Origin of the sequence: Parapedobacter luteus, from assembly GCF_900168055.1 — a bacterium.
Lineage (GTDB): Bacteria > Bacteroidota > Bacteroidia > Sphingobacteriales > Sphingobacteriaceae > Parapedobacter > Parapedobacter luteus.
The window spans coordinates 721708-740032 of record NZ_FUYS01000002.1; the positions used below are offsets into that span (position 1 = coordinate 721708).

An 18325-nucleotide genomic window follows, 5' to 3' on the forward strand; every position below is an offset into this window, starting at 1 on the left:
CTCGTTGCTAATCATGTTTTTCAATTCGATCCGGGTCGTGTAGCAGGCCAACCGACTTGGCCACCACGGCTGCCACGGTCGCGTCGCTTGTCACGTTGGTGACCGTGCGGCACATATCCAACGGTCGGTCTATCGCGAATATCAGCGCCAGACCGGCCTCGGGAATGCCGGCCTGTCCGAGCACAATGACCAGCATGACAATGCCTGCACTGGGTACTGCGGCCGTACCGATAGAAGCCAAGACAGTGGTCAGGATGATCATTAGCTGTGTCTCCAGCCCCAAGGCCTCCGGAAGCATGGCCTGTGCGATAAAGATAGCCGCCACAGCCTGATACAACGCGGTGCCGTCCATATTGATCGTAGCCCCGAGGGGCAACACAAAACTCGATACTTCGTCGTCAACCCCTAAATGATCCGTTACCCGCTCCATCGTGACCGGCAAGGTCGCAGCGCTCGAACTCGTCGAAAACGCAAGCAACTGCGCCGGTGAAATGGCGTTGAAAAATCGTCCCGGTTTCACCTTCGCAAAAACATAAAGCACCGTGGGATAAAACGCAAACATCAGCAACAACAGCCCTAAGACAACGGTCAGTCCGTAAATTCCCAACGCACCCAACGTAGAGTAATCCGGAATTTCAACAATTAATGCTGCCATCAATGCAAAAACGCCTATTGGTGAAAACAACATGACGATATCGATGACTTTTAATATCACGTCGTTAAGTCCCTTGAAAAAGTCCACTACCGGTTTTGATTTGCGTTCGTCAACCATGATAAGCCCGATACCGACCAAAATCACGAAAAAAATCACTTGCAGTAAACTGCCATTATCGGTCAGCGCACCGAAAAAATTATCAGGCACAAGATCTACGATCGGTTGCAGGGGGCCTTGGTTCTTGGTTGCTTCGGCCAACTTGATTTTCTCGTCGGCCTGTCCGGCAAACCCTGCCAAGAGCCGTTCTCTTGACACCTCATTGATGAATCGTCCCGGTTTGATAAAGTTTGCCAGCAAAAGCCCCAACGACACGGCACAGGCGGTGGTAAACAAATAAAAGAGGATGGTCCGCCCCCCCAGCTTGGAAAGTTTTGAAATATCTTTCAGGTCCGCCAAGCCAACGATCAGTGAAACCGCCACCAACGGCACGGCGATCATTTTCAACATGTTGATGAATATCGTTCCGAAAGGCTTTATCCAATCGACCACCGCGTCCTGCAGCCCCATCGCCTTCATCACATACCCAAACAGCAGCCCTAAAATCATTCCAATCAATATTTTCCAATGTAAAGCCAACTCTTTCATGAAATTTCCTTAATCGTATACGGTTTTGTGGTAAACAAGTTATCTGTAGCGACCAAAAGTACTTGTTTTGATCGACTTTGAAAGGATTATCAAGAGGTTTTTACGGTAATGGCGAAAAAAACGCAGCCTGCAGAAGTTAGGATATATCAAAAAATGGCCCCGGTGAAACAGCTGGCAGACCAAAAAATTACCCCTCCGGATCGACGGTAAATTCATCAAAATTCCTTATGTTTGTCACACTAATTATTATTGTGCTAATGGAGCAATACAACGCCTATTCTTTTCTTTTGGACCGCACAGCGCGGCGTGTCAAGCAGTACGCGCAATACCAATTCAATTGCCGCCAATTTGGCATCACGGTAGACCAATGGGCGATATTGAAGAATCTCAAGCGGCAGGCCGATTTATCGCAGAAGGAGCTCGCCGAGTACTGCGGCAAAGACCAGCCCACCCTTACGCGCATCGTGGATTTGCTGGTCGGTAAGAAGTTGGTTGAGCGCCGCCCCCATCCGATGGACCGAAGGAGTTTCGTCGTTCACCTCACGGCAGCCGGCGAGCAAAAAGTCGAGGCGTTGTCCAACAGTGTCAACGAAATCCGCATGCAGGCGTGGAAGAATTTAAACGAAGCGGATTTCGAACATCTAAAGCGCATATTGAACACGATATATACAAATTTGGAGATCGATAATGGAAATGCAAGCATCAAAGGCTGACAGCCAAAGCCTGAAGGCCAATAACAACATTACAACCGACATCTGCATCATTGGTGCCGGTCCGGTAGGACTATTCGCCGTATTCGAAGCCGGCCTGCTCAAAATGCGGTGCCACCTCATTGACGCATTACCCCAGATCGGCGGGCAATTGTCCGAGATCTATCCCCATAAACCGATATACGACATTCCTGGCTATCCCACTATCAATGCACAGGAGCTCATTGATAACCTCATGGAGCAGATAAAGCCCTTTCATCCGTCCTTTACGTTGGGCGAGCGTGTAGAGGCTTTGGAGCGGCAGGCCGACGGATCGTACTACGTCATAAGCAATGAACAGACGGTCATCCATGCCCAGGTGGTGGTCATTGCCGGCGGCCTGGGTTCCTTTGAGCCCCGCAAGCCTGAAATACCCCGGCTGGCCGAGTTTGAGGGCAAAGGGGTCAGTTATATGGTGAAAAATCCAGAACATTACCGCGACAAGCGGGTAGTTATTGCAGGAGGTGGAGATTCAGCGCTTGATTGGACGGTTTTTCTGAGTGATGTAGCCAAGGAAGTGACGCTGGTACACCGCAGCGACAGTTTCCGTGGAGCCCCCGATTCCGCTGATAAAGTTTTCTCCCTCGCCGAACGCGGAAAAATAAGGTTGCTGCTACATAGCAACCTTCGCCGTGTCGACGGCAACGGCGTGCTGACCCACGTTGGCATCGTGGATAAAGAAAAGAAGGAAACCATGCTCGAAACCGACGCACTCATTCCGTTATTCGGCTTAAGTCCCAAACTGGGCCCAATAGCGCACTGGGGGTTGTCCATAGACAAATCGGCCATCGCTGTAGACACGGCAGACTACTCCACCGGCGTCGAACGCATCTATGCCATCGGCGACATCAATACGTATCCCGGCAAACTTAAGCTTATCCTTTGTGGATTCCATGAGGCGGCACTGATGGCGCAAAGTGCATTCAAATATGTGCACCCTGCCGAGAAACTAAGCTTCAAGTATACCACCGTCAACGGTGTAAACGCTTTTTGATTGACAACGAAATGGAAGAAACAATTCATATCACGGTAGAAGATCAGCACGGGGAGGTCCGGCAACTGGAAATTCCCGATGGCATCAATTTAAGCTTGATGGAAGTCCTTAAGGCTTCCGAGTACCCTATTCTGGCTACCTGCGGGGGAATGGCGCTTTGTGCCACCTGCCATGTCCAGGTGTTAGCAGGCCAGGAAAAACTCGAACCGCGCACAGAAGCCGAGTTAGACATGCTGGATACCTTGCCCGATGCCGACGACCATAGCCGGCTGTCGTGCCAGATTCGGCTGACCGCATCGTTGGATGGACTAAAAATACGTGTATCCGGAAACAATTAACGTTGCCATCCGTTCAATAGTAATAGATGAGTTTTCTTAACAAACACATACATGAAAACGCAACATACCGATAGTAAATTCCCGCGGGTTGTCATCATAGGTGGTGGGTTCGGTGGAATCGAAGTAGCCAAAAAACTTAAGAATAAGGAAGTCGAAGTCCTGCTCTTGGACCGGAACAACCACCATACCTTCCAGCCGCTGCTGTATCAAGTGGCGACGGGTACCCTGGATGCGCCGTCCATCGCTTTTCCACTGCGCAAGATGTTCAGAAAACAGGAAAACTTTACCTTCCGGATTGCAGATGTACAAAGCATCGACGGTGAACGGAAGTTGCTGAACACCGACATCGGTCCCATCGCCTACGATTACCTGGTCATTGCCACAGGGGCCACGACCAATTTCTTTGGCAACAAGGATTTGGAATATTATGCAATGCCGATGAAAAGCGTGCGGGAGGCAGTCAATATCCGGAGTTTTTTGCTCCAGAATATTGAGGAGTCGCTCCTGAAAACCAACCCCGCAGAACGGGCTCCTTTCCTCAACTTCGTCGTCGTAGGGGGCGGACCCACCGGTGTCGAACTCTCCGGAGCCATTGCCGAAATCCGCAACCATATTCTTTCAAAAGACTACCCCGAGCTCAAAAAGGAAGACATGAATGTCTACCTCGTTGAGGGATTATCCAAAATACTGGCCAACTTATCTCCCCAGGCATCCGAAAAGGCCGAGTTGTACCTCAAAGAACTCGGCGTAAAGGTCTTGCTGAATGTCCAAGTAACCGGGTACGACGGCGAGGTCATTACGTTTGCCGACGGCAAACGTATACAAACCAAGACCGTACTTTGGTCTGCGGGCGTCATGGGACAGTTCCCGGCTGGCATCAGTCAAGATCTTGTCGTACGCGGAAATCGCATCCGCGTTGATGAGGAATGCCGGGTTATCGGCATGAATGATGTATTTGCCATCGGCGACGTGGCGGCGATGATTACCGATGAGCTGCCCCGCGGCCATCCCGGCGTGGCGCCCGTAGCGCAGCAACAAGGGCGGTTTGTTGCCAAAAACATCGTGCGGTTGCTGAACAATCAGCCCACCGAAAAATTCAAGTATTTTGATAAAGGCTCGATGGCTACAATCGGCCGGAATAAAGCGGTCGTCGATATCGGGAAAATCCGGTTCCAGGGTTTTTTCGCGTGGTGGATATGGATGTTTGTCCACCTCATGTCGCTCGTAGGATTCCGCAATCGGGTAGTGACCTTCATCAACTGGGCAATTAACTACCTCACGTTTAACGCTGGCATACGGCTTATCATCCATAAATACCGGCGCCCGCCAAAACCTGTGGCGGAGGTCAAGGAAGTGAACGAGGCACACCGTTAGTTTTTCCATGAAAAACGTTGTTGTCTTTGCGAGAAATCGTTAATTTGCCCCGATGGACAACAAGACTATCGCAAAGACCATTAGGCGGTACGCACAGCTTATGGAGCTCCATGGGGAAAACCCTTTCCGAACCAAAGCCATTGCCGCTGCCGCTTTCAAGCTTGATAAACTGCCTTTCGTGATCTCCCCCCAGACCATTGAACGCCTTGGCGAAGTTCCCGGCATCGGTCAGCGCACGGCCCAGAAAATTGAGTCGCTGCTCAATACAGGTACATTTCCCGAGCTGGACAGCCTGCTTGCCGCGACACCGGCCGGGGTCCTGGAACTGCTGGACATCAAAGGGCTTGGGCCCAAGAAAATCCAGATCATTTGGCAGGTGCTGGGCATCGAAAACACCGGCGAATTGTACTATGCGTGCAACGAGAACCGCCTGGCAGAAGCTAAGGGTTTCGGCTTGAAAACGCAGGAGGAAATCAAGCTGGCGATCGAGTTTTCCATTGCCAATCAGGGATGGTTTCTGTATGCCCATGTTGAAAAGCTCGCCGACGATATCATTACGCTGTTGCACGATTTATTACCCAACGGCCGGAAAATAGCTTATACAGGTGATTTCCGGCGGAAATGCGAAGTGGTCAAAACCGTGGACATCATCGTGGAAGCCTCCATGACGGAGTTGGTCGAAGCTGTCACGAAGGTGGCTGCGCTGGCCATCCACCCCCCGGAAAACGCTTCGCTTCTTGAAGCCAAAAACGACATCGGCGTCACGTTCCGCTTCATCCCTGCCGATCCCTCCTCATTTTATCGCCAATTGCTCATTACCACAGGGTCCGACGGCCACTTGCAACAATTGGATGAGCGCTTGGTGGAAGCGCAGTTGCCCGAATTTGATTCCGAAGAAGCCATCTATCGCTCCATCGGCCTGCAATACATCGAGCCGGAGCTCCGTGAGGGCACTAATGAAGTCGCGCTGGCCCGTGCAAACGCTATTCCCCGGCTCATTTCTTATGCGGACCTCCGGGGGACGCTGCACAACCACAGCACGTACAGCGATGGCGTCAATACACTGGAAGAGATGGCGCTATATTGCCGCGACGAGCTACGGCTTGAATACCTCGGCATATGTGATCACTCCAAGACCGCCGTCTATGCCAAAGGACTGACGATTGACCGCGTGCAGGAGCAATGGGCAGAAATCGATGCGCTCAATGCACTTCTCGCCCCATTCCATATTTTTAAAGGTATTGAGTCGGATATCCTTGGGGATGGTTCATTGGATTACCCGGATGAGATCCTTGCAGGCTTTGACTTCGTGGTTGCCTCGGTCCACTCCAATCTCCACATGGATGTCCAAAAGGCCACCACCCGGCTGATCCGTGCCATCGAAAACCCGTATACAACCATCCTGGGGCACCCCACAGGTCGCCTCTTGCTCAGCCGATCGGGCTATCCCATTGACTACAAACGCGTCATCGACGCCTGTGCAGCCAACGGGGTCGTCATCGAAATCAACGCCAATCCATTGCGGCTGGACCTCGATTGGCGCTGGCACCGGTATGCGGTCGAACAAGGCGCACTGTTGGCTATCAATCCAGATGCCCATCGAAATAGCGGCTTTTCAGATATGCAGTATGGCGTATACATGGCACGCAAAGGAGGGTTAGTTGCCGGCAATTGCCTGAATACATTTTCTTTATCCGAAATTACGCGGTATTTTGAGCGACAGAAATAAATCTTTTATTAGTTTTGACCATCACATGTTCAGCAAACAAACCTATATCGCACGCAGAGCGACCCTGTCGAAACAGGTTTCGGGAGGAATCATCTTGCTTCTGGGCAACGGCGAAAGCCCCATCAATTTTAAGGATAATGCCTATCCGTTCCGGCAGGATAGCACATTTCTCTATTACCTCGGTATTCAATCGCCGCGTCTGACCGCGATCATCGATGTCGACGGCGACCGGACAACGCTCTTCGGCGACGAGTTGAGTATGGATGACATCATCTGGATGGGCAGGCAGGAAACGTTGCAGGAAAAAGCCGAAAAAGCGGGCATCAGCGATGTCTTGCCGCTCAGCACTTTGCCGCAGGTCATCCAAAAAGCGCAACAGGGGCGCCGCCCTATCCATTTCCTTCCGCCCTACCGGGCCGAAAACCACTTGGCATTATCCCACCTTCTGGCGATACCGGATCCGGATGTCCTGCAGGCGGCCTCCGTGGAACTCATCCGTGCCGTGGTTGCGCAGCGCTCCGTCAAATCAGCGGATGAAATTGGCGAAATCGAGAAAGCGGTAGACATCAGCGTGGCCATGCACCTGGCCGCCATGGCGGTGGCCCGGCCAGGTATGTCCGAGAACGAACTGGCGGCCAGCGTACAATACACGGCACAAAAGGCCGGCGGCAGCCTGGCCTACCCCACCATCCTCACCGTTCGTGGCGAGATATTGCACAATCATTACCACGGCAATATCCTGGCCGAAGGGCAGTTGGTGCTCAACGATTCGGGCGCTGAGACGGCCATGGGGTACGCCGGTGACCTCACACGTACGTTTCCGGCCGGAAAACAATTCACGGCCGTACAAAAAGAAGCCTACGAGGTGGTGCTCCAAGCACTGCAAACCGCTACCGACGCCCTCAAACCCGGCGTCCGGTACCTTGATATCCACTTCCTGTCATGCCGGACGCTTGTCGAAGGACTGAAAGCACTGGGACTGATGCACGGCGATACCGAAGAGGCCGTCGCTGCCGGAGCGCACACGCTGTTTTTCCAGTGCGGCACGGGCCACATGCTGGGGCTTGACGTGCACGATATGGAAGACCTCGGCGAACAGCACGTGGGTTACACGGCTACACTCCTCAAAGACACCACGACGTTCGGGCTGAAATCCCTGCGGCTTGGCAAGGCATTGCAAGCCGGTTACGTGCTGACGGTGGAACCGGGACTTTATTTTATTCCCGAATTGATCGATCAGTGGAAGGCGGCAAACCGATTTCCGCAGTTCATACATTACCAGAATGTGGAAGCGTTCAGACGGTTCGGCGGCATCCGTATTGAGGATAATGTGGTCATTACTGAAACCGGATACCGGATATTGGGAAAACCCCTCGCCAAAACCATCCCGGAGATTGAAGCCATCCGGGGCGGGGCTTTTTGAGGGCGCCCGGAACAATGCAAGTTAAGACAGCTATGATGAATAACTCAAGAAAGACGATCATACGTGTATGGTATACCGCGTTCGCACTCGCGTTATGCATATACCAGGTTGCCAATGCCCAGTTCGGGCAGCAGATACAATGGTCTGCCGATGGCAACGGAATAATTCGGCTTGAGCAGGGCGAAATTATCGAAGAAGCCGTGGTTAATCCCCGGCAACAGGTCATCCTGGCCTCAAGAGCCGACCTCACTCCGGTGGATAGCGCCGCCCCCCTTGCCGTAAGGCGCTTTGCGTTGTCGTTGGATAGAAGCCATATCCTCATCAACACCAATACCAAACGCGTATGGCGCTACGATACCCGTGGCGATTATTGGGTATTCAACCGGCAGGATAAAACGCTCAGGCAATTGGGCAGAAGTTTGCCGCCCTCGTCCCTGATGTACGCCAAATTTTCGCCCGATGGCAAGCAGGTGGCCTACGTGAGCGGCCACAACCTTTATGTAGAAAACGTCAGCGGCAGCACCATCACGCCCTTGACGCAGGATGGCACCGACCGCATCATTCACGGCACTTTTGACTGGGCGTATGAAGAGGAGTTCGGCTGCCGCGATGGCTTCCGCTGGTCGCCGGACGGCAAAAAAATCGCCTTTTGGACCATCGATGCCCGCACCATCCGCAACTTCCTGATGATCAACAACACCGACTCCGCGTATTCCTACACCATTCCCGTGGAATACCCCAAGGTTGGCGAAGCGCCAAGCGGCGCCGCCATCGCAGTGGTTGATGTAGCCAGCGGCCGCACCGTGAAGATGGACATTCCCGGCGACCCGGTGCAACATTACCTGCCCCGCATGGAGTGGGCGGCCAACAGCGATGAACTTATCATTCAGCAACTCAACCGCAAGCAGCAGGAAAGCAACCTTTACCTCGCCGATGCCGCAAATGGCCGGTGTACGCGGATTTACCAGGAATCGGACGAAGCCTGGATAGACGTCAAAGGGCGGTGGAACAACGACGATCCTTCGGGATGGGAATGGATAGCAGACGGGAAAGCGTTTATCTGGGTGAGTGAGAAAGACGGTTGGCGTCACCTCTACCGTATCGATCGGCAAGGCCGTGAACAACTCATCACCCCGGGCGATTACGATGTGATCGCCATTACCCGGATTGACGAAGCGAATGGCTATATCTATTTTTCAGCATCGCCCGGAAACGCCACGCAACAATACCTGTACCGCGTAAAGCTTGCCGGTGGACCTCCCGATCGGATTACTCCGGAAGGTCAGGACGGCACGCACCACTACACCATCTCCCCCAACGGCAAACTTGCGCTGCATCAATACAGCAGCCATGCCGCCATTAGCCGCGGTCATGTGATCAGCCTGCCAGACCACAGAACACTGGCCGAAGGACACTATCATGAACTCCCCCCGGATGAGCGGAGAGCCGAATTTTTTTCAGTGACCACGGCAGATGGCGTTGAAATGGATGGCTGGATGGTCAAGCCCAAGGCCTTCGATCCCACCAAAAAATACCCGGTGGTCTTTTACGTCTATGGCGAACCTGCAGGGCAGACCGTTTCAGACACCTATGGGGTTGGCACCAACCGGCTTTACAAAGGCGATATGGCGGCCGATGGCTACCTTTACATCTCGGTAGAAAACCGGGGTACACCAGCACCCAAGGGGCGTGCATGGCGCAAGGCCATCTATAAAAACATCGGTATCCTGAATATCCGTGATCAGGCCATGGCCGCTAAGGAAATCCTAAAATGGCCCTTCGTCGATTCCTCCAGGGTAGCGGTATGGGGATGGAGTGGCGGCGGTTCGTCTACGCTCAACCTGCTTTTTCAATACCCCGAAATTTACCAGACCGGCATCGCCGTGGCGGCAGTCGGCAACCAGCTGATGTATGACAACATTTACCAGGAACGTTACATGGGCGTTCCCCAGGAGGACCCTGCGCCCTTCGTCCAAGGATCGCCGGTGACCCACGCGCGGAATCTCCGTGGTCAGCTACTGTATATCCACGGCACGGGCGACGACAATGTCCATTATCAAAATGCAGAACTGCTCCTCAATGAGCTCATTAAGCACAACAAGCAGTTTTCATTCATGCCCTACCCCAACCGCAGCCACGCTATCAACGAGGGGGAGGGAACCACCGAGCACCTCTCCACGCTATATACCAATTTTCTGAAACAGCATTGCCCGCCCGGCGGACGGTAAAAATATCGACGATATGAAGCCATCACTTATCCTTGTTTGCTTGCTATGCGTAACCGTAACGGCCGCCGCGCAACTGTTTGTGCCGGCCAATCAGTTGTTTGGACGAGCCGACTCCTTGCGTGGTCAGCTCACCCCTTTGCGTACTTGCTATGACATCAGCTACTACCACCTCGATGTCAAAGTTGATCCCGATGCGCGTCATATCAGTGGGTCCAACTTGTTCCGCTTCACCGCCGTGGAAGACTTCTCCCGGCTGCAGTTTGACCTGTTCGACAACTTACGCATCGACAGCGTGATGTACCATGGTCAGGAGCTCCCCTTCAAGCGGGAGTACAACGCCGTCTTTATTGACTTCCCCGCTCCCGTAGCCAAAGGGCGGATCGACTCGTTCGTCGTACACTATTCAGGCCACCCCGTACAGGCCAAACGCGCACCCTGGGATGGTGGCTTTGACTTCAAGAAAGACAGCAACGGCAAACATTGGATAGCGACGGCCTGCCAAGGGTTGGGAGCAAGCGTATGGTGGCCCAATAAAGACCACCAGTCCGACGAGGTAGACAGTATGCTCATCAGCATCAGCGTGCCCCAGGGGCTCACGAACGTTTCAAACGGCCGGTTCCGAGGCCGGGAAGACCTTGGCGATGGTTATACCCGCTTCAATTGGTTTGTAAGCAACCCCATCAATAATTATAACGTAGCGGTCAATATCGGGGATTACGTGCATTTCGCCGATACCTTCCATGGCGAAAACGGCGTGCTCGATCTTGACTATTGGGTACTTCGCGAAAACGAAGCGAAAGCCAAGCCACACTTCCGCGCCAATGTGAAGCCCATGCTTCGCGCCTTCGAGCACTGGTTCGGTCCTTACCCGTTTTATGAAGATGGGTACAAGCTGGTTGAGACCGCCCACCTGGGCATGGAACACCAAAGTGCGGTTGCCTATGGCAACAAATACCAAAACGGTTACCTCGGCCGCGACGGTTCCGGCACCGGTTGGGGCAATAAATGGGATTTCATCATCATCCACGAATCCGGTCATGAATGGTTCGGCAACAACATCACTGCAAGCGATATCGCCGATATGTGGATACACGAGAGCTTTACGAACTATTCCGAATCGCTCTATATCGACTATCATTTTGGCAAACGGGCCGGTCAGGAATACGTCCATGGCAATCGCCGGGGTATCCAGAACCTCGCTCCCATTATTGGCACCTATCATGTCAACCATGAAGGATCGGGCGATATGTACAACAAGGGAGGCGTACTACACAACATGGTGCGTACCATCATCGATGACGACGAAAAGTGGCGACAGATTCTCCGTGGACTCAACAAGCAGTTTTATCACCGTACGGTGGATTACGGTGACATCGTGGATTACATCAGCAAACATGCTGGCAAGGACCTATCCAGCGTCTATGCCCAATATGTACGCCATGCCAATATTCCGACGTTGGAATTTTATTTCAATCCGGACGGCAAGGTGTTCTGCCGTTGGATTGCCGATGAACCAGCGTTCAATATGCCCATACGAATACGCACCAAAGGGAGCAAGTACCAGTTTATCCAACCCACGAGGCAGCTCACACCGGTCAGCATCCCGGGACTTACGCGCAGCAACCTGGAAGTCGACACCTTCAACTTCTATGTTGGCGTACTGGTCAACGAGTAAAAATCAGCGCGTGGTCAGCACCGCCTTGTAGCTGTCAAGCGCACTCACGCGGTTGATAAATGCACAGAACGCTGCATATCGATCGGGCGGAAAAGTCCCCTCATTAAGGGTAAACCTCCGGTAATAAACAATCGTGTCTCCTGCTTGCCTGACGGTGGCGTGATAGTATCCGAACGGGCTGTCAATTTCTTCATCGAGTGGCGTAGCCGCCAACCGGTAGCCGGCCGGCAGGGTGAACGTAATCTGATCTTCATCGGTATATCCACGGTTGATATAAACCGGCAGCGCCCGATTCTTGACGGCCGGAATGGTCCTGCCCCGGTTAAACATGTTGGTAATCAGAAAGACCTGCCCGCCATTTTCAGGCGCATAGCGATCCAGTGCCACACGAAAAGTTTCCACCAGTGCAGGTGTCTCCCCATCCCCTTTCTGATAGGCGATCTGGCTGAACCTGATTTGGTCGATGTCATAAGCCTGCTTCAGCAACTTCGTTTGCTCCGTCCCGGTACTTTCAGCCAGCTCGAGGTGGTTGTCATACTGCCCCCCGGCAAAAACCGTTTCGACCTTGCCCGCAATATTCCCCTGCGCATCCAATTCCAGTTTGGCCTGCCGCTGCTGGGTACTCATGGCCGCGCCGTAGCGCGGTGTACGCAACAAACGCCCGCCTTCCGGCGTACAAGCCCACACCACGCGGTCATCGGTAGAAGAACCCAGGAAACCAAAAGGGGCGCGTTGGCTGGTGCATTCCAGCCAGGTCGTATCCTGTTCAAAAGGCAGGCATAAAATGACATGGTTTCCTTGCATACCCGCAAAGTCCGCCTGAAGATCACGTTTGGCATCGCCCGCCTGCACCACGCAATAGTAAGACGGGATGCCCGCCACGTTCAATAATGCCTGCATGTAATTCACCAGGCCCTTGCAATCGCCGTACCCAAGCCTATCTACCTCGCTGGCCGACATGGGCTTAAAACCGCCGATGCCGATTTGCACGCTTACATACCGTGTTTTGCGTTGCAGGTAATCATACAGTACCTTCGCCTTCTCCCGGTCGGATGTCAAGCCACCGACCAACTGTTTCACCTCCTGTACCGTGCGTTCAGGAAGCGCCAGGCCATCGGCCAACAACGCGTCATAAACCCAGCGGCCCAAATCGTGCCAATTGGTATAGCGTCCGTTACGTTTGTAGTAGCTGAAATCGACCGGAGCAATCTTCACCACCGTCTGGTAGGTTTCAGGGACCGGGCTATAAGGTTCGTATCGCTGCGCCGGGATATCGGCCACCTCCCATGTCATGGCCTTCCGCCCCTCAGCGCTGCTCAACGCCGGTTCGCCCCGGTAGTTCGCCGCGCTGATGCGCACCTCATCCGACGGCCCGCACACAAACGTATACCGGCTGTGCTCCACGGCGACGTCCCGGTACGCATCAGGCCGCCAGGCCGGGATGATCAGGTTTTGCTTAAGCTCCAGTTCATAGGTATATTCGACGGTGTACGGATAGGAAGTCATTGCCGGCAGAAAATGCTTCACCCGATTATCCTCGTACAGCGAAAAACTGCTTACCGCACTTTCATCCTTCAGATCACGCTGCGTAAATTTACCTACCTGTAAGCCATCCCCGCTGAATACCCTGCCGGACACACGCCTGATGGCCACGTTTTTGTCGTAATAGATGACCAACCTGGCCCTATCCTCACCCGCACGGTTGAATACCGTTACCGCCTGCATCACCAGATAGCGCACCTTCGTGGGAGCCTGCATGTCAACCACGATGGACTCTTGCCGCACTACCGCATCGGCCCTGCTTTTCAGCACAGCCGGAATGTCAGCGACCGCATATGCCTGCTGCGCGCGACCATCCTGCATGGCCATTAGTAAAGCCACTAACATCACCGCTGTTCTCATCTTTCCTCCACTTTACGCAGCACGACATCGATCTTTTCCTGCTGAATGATGCGACTAAAGAACTCCTTCAGCGCAAAATAACTTTCCGGCGGATAAATGGCGGCATTGAGCGCCAATAGCTGTGAAAACGAAAACGTATCGCCGAGCTGTTGCGTCTGTGTCATGTACCTACCCCCCTGATCGGCAAGCCCGAGGCTATAATCGTCGGGTTTTGCCGAGATCTCATAATTTCCAGGTAGTTTGATGGTGATGATCACCCGTTCCTCCCGCGCCGCTCCCAAGTCAACCGGATAGGTCCGTTCATCCAGGTTGAACGGGTTTTTACCAATCCGGTTGATGAAGAAGGGGTTGAAAACCACTTCCTGCGCCAATGTACCGTCCTGCAATTTCACTTCCACGTCATAGCTTTCTACCAAGGGCTTTTCCGTATCTTCCAGTCCCTGGATTTCACCGGCGATGATGCTGAAGCCGGCATTTGTTTCGTCGACATGTTCGATATATTCGTCCATGGTGTTGTAATTGGCGAGCGCCTGCCGCTTGCGATGCGCGGCATAGCCACTGCTGTGCGTCACCAGCTTACCTTTTAGCATGCCATCGGTATCCAAGGTTGCGTGGAATGCATATTGCATCGTCGATTTTTGGGACGATGTCGGCGTTATCCAGTAGGAAGGCTTTTTGAGGTTGATGACGCGGGCCTTTCCATTGATGCACCGTAAGGGTAGCAACCCAAAAGGCAGCAGCGGGTCGGATGCATCCAGCAAGTAATACCTGTCATCAACATTCACCTTGGCCACCACGTAATTGAAGTCACTCAATACGGGATGCACATCGTTGACCACGCCGTTGTCGCGCGTCGAAAGTATCACAGCTTCAGCATCCAAGCCTGCCGCGCTCAGTCCGGCGATCAAGGCGAGGTTGATATCGCCTATGTTGCCTGAGCGACGTTCCAGCGCTTGCTTGATGTTATTTTCACTGTATTTCCCCAGGTAACGGTTCCACTTGATATGGCGCTGCACGTAGCGGTATACGGCTTTCGCTTTGGCCAGATCATCTGCCGCACCTTCCAGTATATCAGCCAGCATCGGTTTAAACACATTGTCGCGCTTCATTTGGCCACCGAAGTCATGATGGGTCACCAACTCGCGATCGACATCCCGCCAGTCTTTGGTGATCTTAATATTCGATCCGTTGAGTCGATAAATATCCGACAATTCAAAATAAATAGCTGACTTGAAATTACTTGCAGCCGTCATGTAATCTTCCGATACAAAAGCAGGGATGTTGCGCATGCCATAGATCATGCGCGAGCAATCCACATCCCGGCCTGCAATCCGGAAACCGCCCCTGTCGAGTTTAGCATCCTGCGTAGTCAGCGGATAAGGCCCCCGTAAAACGACATTGTACGTGTACATACCGGGAATAGTCGCTTCAAATGTGCTGTTGATTTTCGGAATATCCTCCTGAAAATACCATGTTTTAAAATTAAAAATATGCGGAGAAATCAACCGGTAACTGTATTCGACGATGCTTCCATCCCGTAAATCCGGAAACGTAAATTTGGTGTGCGTCAAGTATTTGCTGACTTCCTCATTAAAGACCTGCCGCTGATCCAACGGTACGGACACGATACGTCCGTCCACGACATTGATGGTGGTTGCTTTAAGGTCGGTGATTACGTCCGCCCGGTCGCCACTGTCATCTTTATACGTTGGCAACACAATATTTGCATGCGCATAGCCGTCTCTATTAAAGACCTTAATGCGTACGTGATAATCCACGAACAGTTCGGTGATACCTTTGGTATCGTTATACACCATGAAGGCTTTACCGAATTCGTTCAGCACTGCCGCATTGGAGAAGCTATCCAGGTCGTTTTTCGCGAGCCGGATATCTTCAGGGGTAAGGGAGCCAAAAGCAAAGTCCTGGGCGAGCACGCAAGGCGGCAGAAGGATAAAACAGGCTAAGGTCAAATAGGTTTTTATCATCCCTGAAATAAATTAGTTAAGGCTGCAATATAAATCACTTATTGCTGGCTAAAGTTATCAGTTTTTTTGGTAGGTTTGCACATTATTTAAAATTCTCATAAAATTCACCGAATGGGGTTGTTTAACTGGTTTACACAAGAAGTTGCTATAGATTTAGGTACTGCCAATACACTCATTATCCATAATGACAAGGTAGTTGTAGATGAGCCCTCAATTGTTGCCTTTGATCGGACTACCAATAAAGTCATCGCCATCGGCCGGCAGGCCATGCAGATGGAAGGCAAGACACATGACAATATCCGCACTGTGCGGCCTTTAAAAGACGGCGTCATTGCCGACTTCAATGCCGCCGAACACATGATTCGCGGGATGATTAAAATGGTCAACAATGGCAAAGGTTGGTTTTTCCCTTCGCTCCGTATGGTCATCTGCATCCCGTCGGGCATTACCGAAGTGGAAAAACGCGCGGTGCGTGATTCCGCGGAGATAGCCGGTGCCAAGGAAGTCTACCTGGTACATGAGCCGATGGCTGCCGCGGTGGGAATTGGCATCGACGTGGAGGAACCCATGGGCAACATGGTCATTGACATCGGCGGCGGCACCACAGAGATTGCGGTTATTGCCCTATCCGGCATCGTATGCGACCAGTCCATCCGGGTAGCGGGTGATAACTTTGATTCCGACATCGTGCAGTACATCCGCCGGCAGCACAACATCATGATAGGCGATCGCACGGCAGAAAAAATAAAAATCGAAGTCGGCTCAGCCTTGCCGGAGCTGCAAGATCCACCGGATGACTTTGCCGTGCAAGGGAGGGATTTGATGACCGGCGTACCCAAACAGATCACCGTATCGTATACTGAAATTGCCCATTGTTTGGATAAGTCCATTTCCAAAATCGAGGAGGCGATTTTAAAGGCGCTGGAAATCACGCCGCCGGAATTATCGGCAGACATCTACCAAACAGGCATATACTTGACAGGCGGCGGCGCATTATTGCGCGGTTTGGATAAACGTATCCAAGCCAAGACCAAGCTACCGGTGCACGTGGCGGAAGATCCGTTACGCGCCGTGGTACGTGGTACAGGTATCGCGCTGAAAAACATTGGCACGTTCAAGTTTTTGATGCAGTAGTCAGCTTTAATTCAGTGCTGTGCGCCATAAACGATAAGCCGCAAACAAACGATAACCATAAGCTATAAGCAGGAAGTTATAGGCTATAAGTAGCATAAGCAGCAAGCGTAACGCCCAAAGCTTATCGCGTAAAGCAACACAAGGCATGAAGAACCTTTGGCTAATTCTTACCAAGTATAATGCATTTTTTTTATTCATTATATTTTTTGGATTGGCCTTTTATTTGGCCGTGCAAAACAACACCTTTCAGCGTGCCTCAGTTGTCAATTCATCAAACCACCTTGTGGGCGCGGCTTACGAAAAAATCAATGCCTGGAAAAGCTACTTTCATTTAAGTGAGGAAAATGCGTTATTAGCCGAAGAAAACGCGGCACTAAGGGAGCAATTGCAGCACTACACGATGCCTGACACCGTGGTGCAGGGCGTAGTCAACGATACGGTACGGGACGTGCAATACCAGTACATCGTTGCCAAGGTGACCAATAACAGCATTCATCAGCAAAACAATTACATTACGCTGGATAAGGGACGGAGGCATGGCATTGAAAAAGGAATGGGCGTTATTTCCAGCAGCGGCATTGTCGGCATCGTCCTCCATGTATCCGAACACTTTGCTACCGTGCAGTCGCTCCTGCACAGCGAAACCCGCATCAGTGCAGCGTTAGAAGACAGTCAAGCGTTCGGATCGCTGGTATGGGGAGACAGTTACGACGCCCGCTTCGGCACGCTCAAGGATATTCCCAATCACGTCAAGGTACGCAACGGCGAACTGGTCTACACCTCGGGGTTCTCACTCTTCCCCCCCGGCATCTTGGCCGGCAAAGTCATCGAATCGGGAATTACCGGCGGAGACAGTTTCCTTGACATCAAAATCGAATTAAGCACGCAATTCCACAACCTGCAGCAGGTATATGTCGTGAAAGACGTGTTGGCCAAGGAAAAAGCAACGTTAGAATCCCAAAACGAAGACAATGGCTAAAGTTCTTTTATACAATATCATTCGTTTTGGTGCACTGCTGATCATGCAGGTATTCCTGTTCAAAAATATCGGCTATTACAACCTGGCTACCCCATTTCCCTATGTCCTATTCCTGCTGTTGCTTCCCGTGGGAATCCCCAATTTTATCTTATACTGCCTGGCATTCATGACCGGGGTCACCGTGGATGCGTTTTATGATACCTTGGGTGTCCATGCTGCTGCTTGCGTAGCGCTTGCCTGGAGCCGCATCGTTTTTGTCCGTATCACTATCCAGACCGACCATTACGAAAATTACATGACTCCGCTGTGGGGCACCGTACCGTTCCAATGGTATTTCCTATACGTATTGGTACTCACCCTATTCCATCACGTGATATTGTTTTCGCTGGAAGCCTTCACTTTCCATCAATTCCATTACACACTTATCCGTATCTTATTAAGTTGTATCTTTACCGTCATTATCATTTTGTTGTTCAGTCTACTGTTTTACCGAAAAAAGCAGCGTTAGGGCTGCC

The 18325-nt window shown here is 52.1% G+C and carries 14 protein-coding genes; 11 read left to right on the forward strand and 3 right to left on the reverse strand.

Annotated features, from left to right (window positions below; all coding sequences use genetic code 11):
- Positions 1–7: 7 nt before the first annotated feature.
- Complete coding sequence (locus B5X72_RS06370; RefSeq protein WP_079715963.1) at positions 8–1300, reverse strand: dicarboxylate/amino acid:cation symporter; 1293 nt, start codon at positions 1298–1300, stop codon at positions 8–10.
- A gap of 227 nt (positions 1301–1527) precedes the next feature.
- Between B5X72_RS06370 and B5X72_RS06375 the strand changes: the two genes are divergently transcribed.
- The 8 genes from B5X72_RS06375 to B5X72_RS06410 are packed head-to-tail and all read left to right on the forward strand — an operon-like array spanning position 1528 to position 11810.
- Positions 1528–2013, forward strand: a complete 486-nt coding sequence (locus B5X72_RS06375; protein ID WP_245826853.1) for a MarR family winged helix-turn-helix transcriptional regulator — start codon at positions 1528–1530, stop codon at positions 2011–2013.
- On the forward strand, positions 1994–3043 hold the full coding sequence (locus B5X72_RS06380) for an NAD(P)/FAD-dependent oxidoreductase (protein ID WP_079716054.1): 1050 nt from the start codon (positions 1994–1996) through the stop codon (positions 3041–3043). The genes B5X72_RS06375 and B5X72_RS06380 overlap by 20 nt, the downstream gene beginning before the upstream one ends.
- An 11-nt stretch (positions 3044–3054) precedes the next feature.
- The gene (locus tag B5X72_RS06385; protein WP_079715965.1) at positions 3055–3381 is read left to right on the forward strand and encodes a 2Fe-2S iron-sulfur cluster-binding protein; all 327 of its coding nucleotides are present in this window, start codon (positions 3055–3057) and stop codon (positions 3379–3381) included.
- Between the two features lie 51 nt (positions 3382–3432).
- Entirely contained in the window at positions 3433–4755 is a 1323-nt protein-coding gene (locus B5X72_RS06390; protein ID WP_079715966.1) for an NAD(P)/FAD-dependent oxidoreductase, read from the forward strand.
- Positions 4756–4807: 52 nt separating this feature from the next.
- Positions 4808–6484, forward strand: coding sequence for a helix-hairpin-helix domain-containing protein (locus B5X72_RS06395; RefSeq protein WP_079715967.1), 1677 nt, complete (start codon positions 4808–4810; stop codon positions 6482–6484).
- 25 nt (positions 6485–6509) lie between these two features.
- Positions 6510–7907, forward strand: coding sequence for an aminopeptidase P family protein (locus tag B5X72_RS06400; RefSeq protein WP_079715968.1), 1398 nt, complete (start codon positions 6510–6512; stop codon positions 7905–7907).
- A 32-nt stretch (positions 7908–7939) separates the two neighbouring features.
- Positions 7940–10135: a S9 family peptidase gene (locus B5X72_RS06405; protein WP_317043104.1), complete on the forward strand. Its 2196-nt coding sequence runs from the start codon at positions 7940–7942 to the stop codon at positions 10133–10135.
- 13 nt (positions 10136–10148) lie between these two features.
- Positions 10149–11810 carry a M1 family metallopeptidase gene (locus B5X72_RS06410; protein WP_079715969.1) on the forward strand — a complete coding sequence of 554 codons (1662 nt, stop codon included), beginning with the start codon at positions 10149–10151 and terminating at the stop codon, positions 11808–11810.
- Between the two features lie 3 nt (positions 11811–11813).
- Here B5X72_RS06410 and B5X72_RS06415 read toward each other — a convergent pair whose 3' ends face one another.
- On the reverse strand, positions 11814–13712 hold the full coding sequence (locus tag B5X72_RS06415; protein ID WP_079715970.1) for a DUF3857 domain-containing protein: 1899 nt from the start codon (positions 13710–13712) through the stop codon (positions 11814–11816).
- Positions 13709–15697 (reverse strand): transglutaminase domain-containing protein, encoded by a 1989-nt coding sequence (locus B5X72_RS06420; RefSeq protein WP_079715971.1) that lies wholly within the window; start codon positions 15695–15697, stop codon positions 13709–13711. The genes B5X72_RS06415 and B5X72_RS06420 overlap by 4 nt, the downstream gene beginning before the upstream one ends.
- Positions 15698–15808: 111 nt before the next feature.
- On the opposite strand from B5X72_RS06420, the gene B5X72_RS06425 reads away from it, so the two are divergent.
- The 3 genes from B5X72_RS06425 (at position 15809) to B5X72_RS06435 (ending at position 18318) form a co-directional block, all read left to right on the forward strand.
- A complete protein-coding gene (locus tag B5X72_RS06425) occupies positions 15809–16831 on the forward strand; it encodes a rod shape-determining protein (protein ID WP_079715972.1) in 1023 nt (340 codons plus the stop codon).
- Between the two features lie 145 nt (positions 16832–16976).
- A complete protein-coding gene (gene mreC / locus B5X72_RS06430; RefSeq protein ID WP_079715973.1) occupies positions 16977–17810 on the forward strand; it encodes a rod shape-determining protein MreC in 834 nt (277 codons plus the stop codon).
- Positions 17803–18318, forward strand: a complete 516-nt coding sequence (locus B5X72_RS06435; protein WP_079715974.1) for a rod shape-determining protein MreD — start codon at positions 17803–17805, stop codon at positions 18316–18318. Before mreC ends, B5X72_RS06435 begins: the two co-directional genes overlap by 8 nt.
- Positions 18319–18325: the final 7 nt, after the last annotated feature.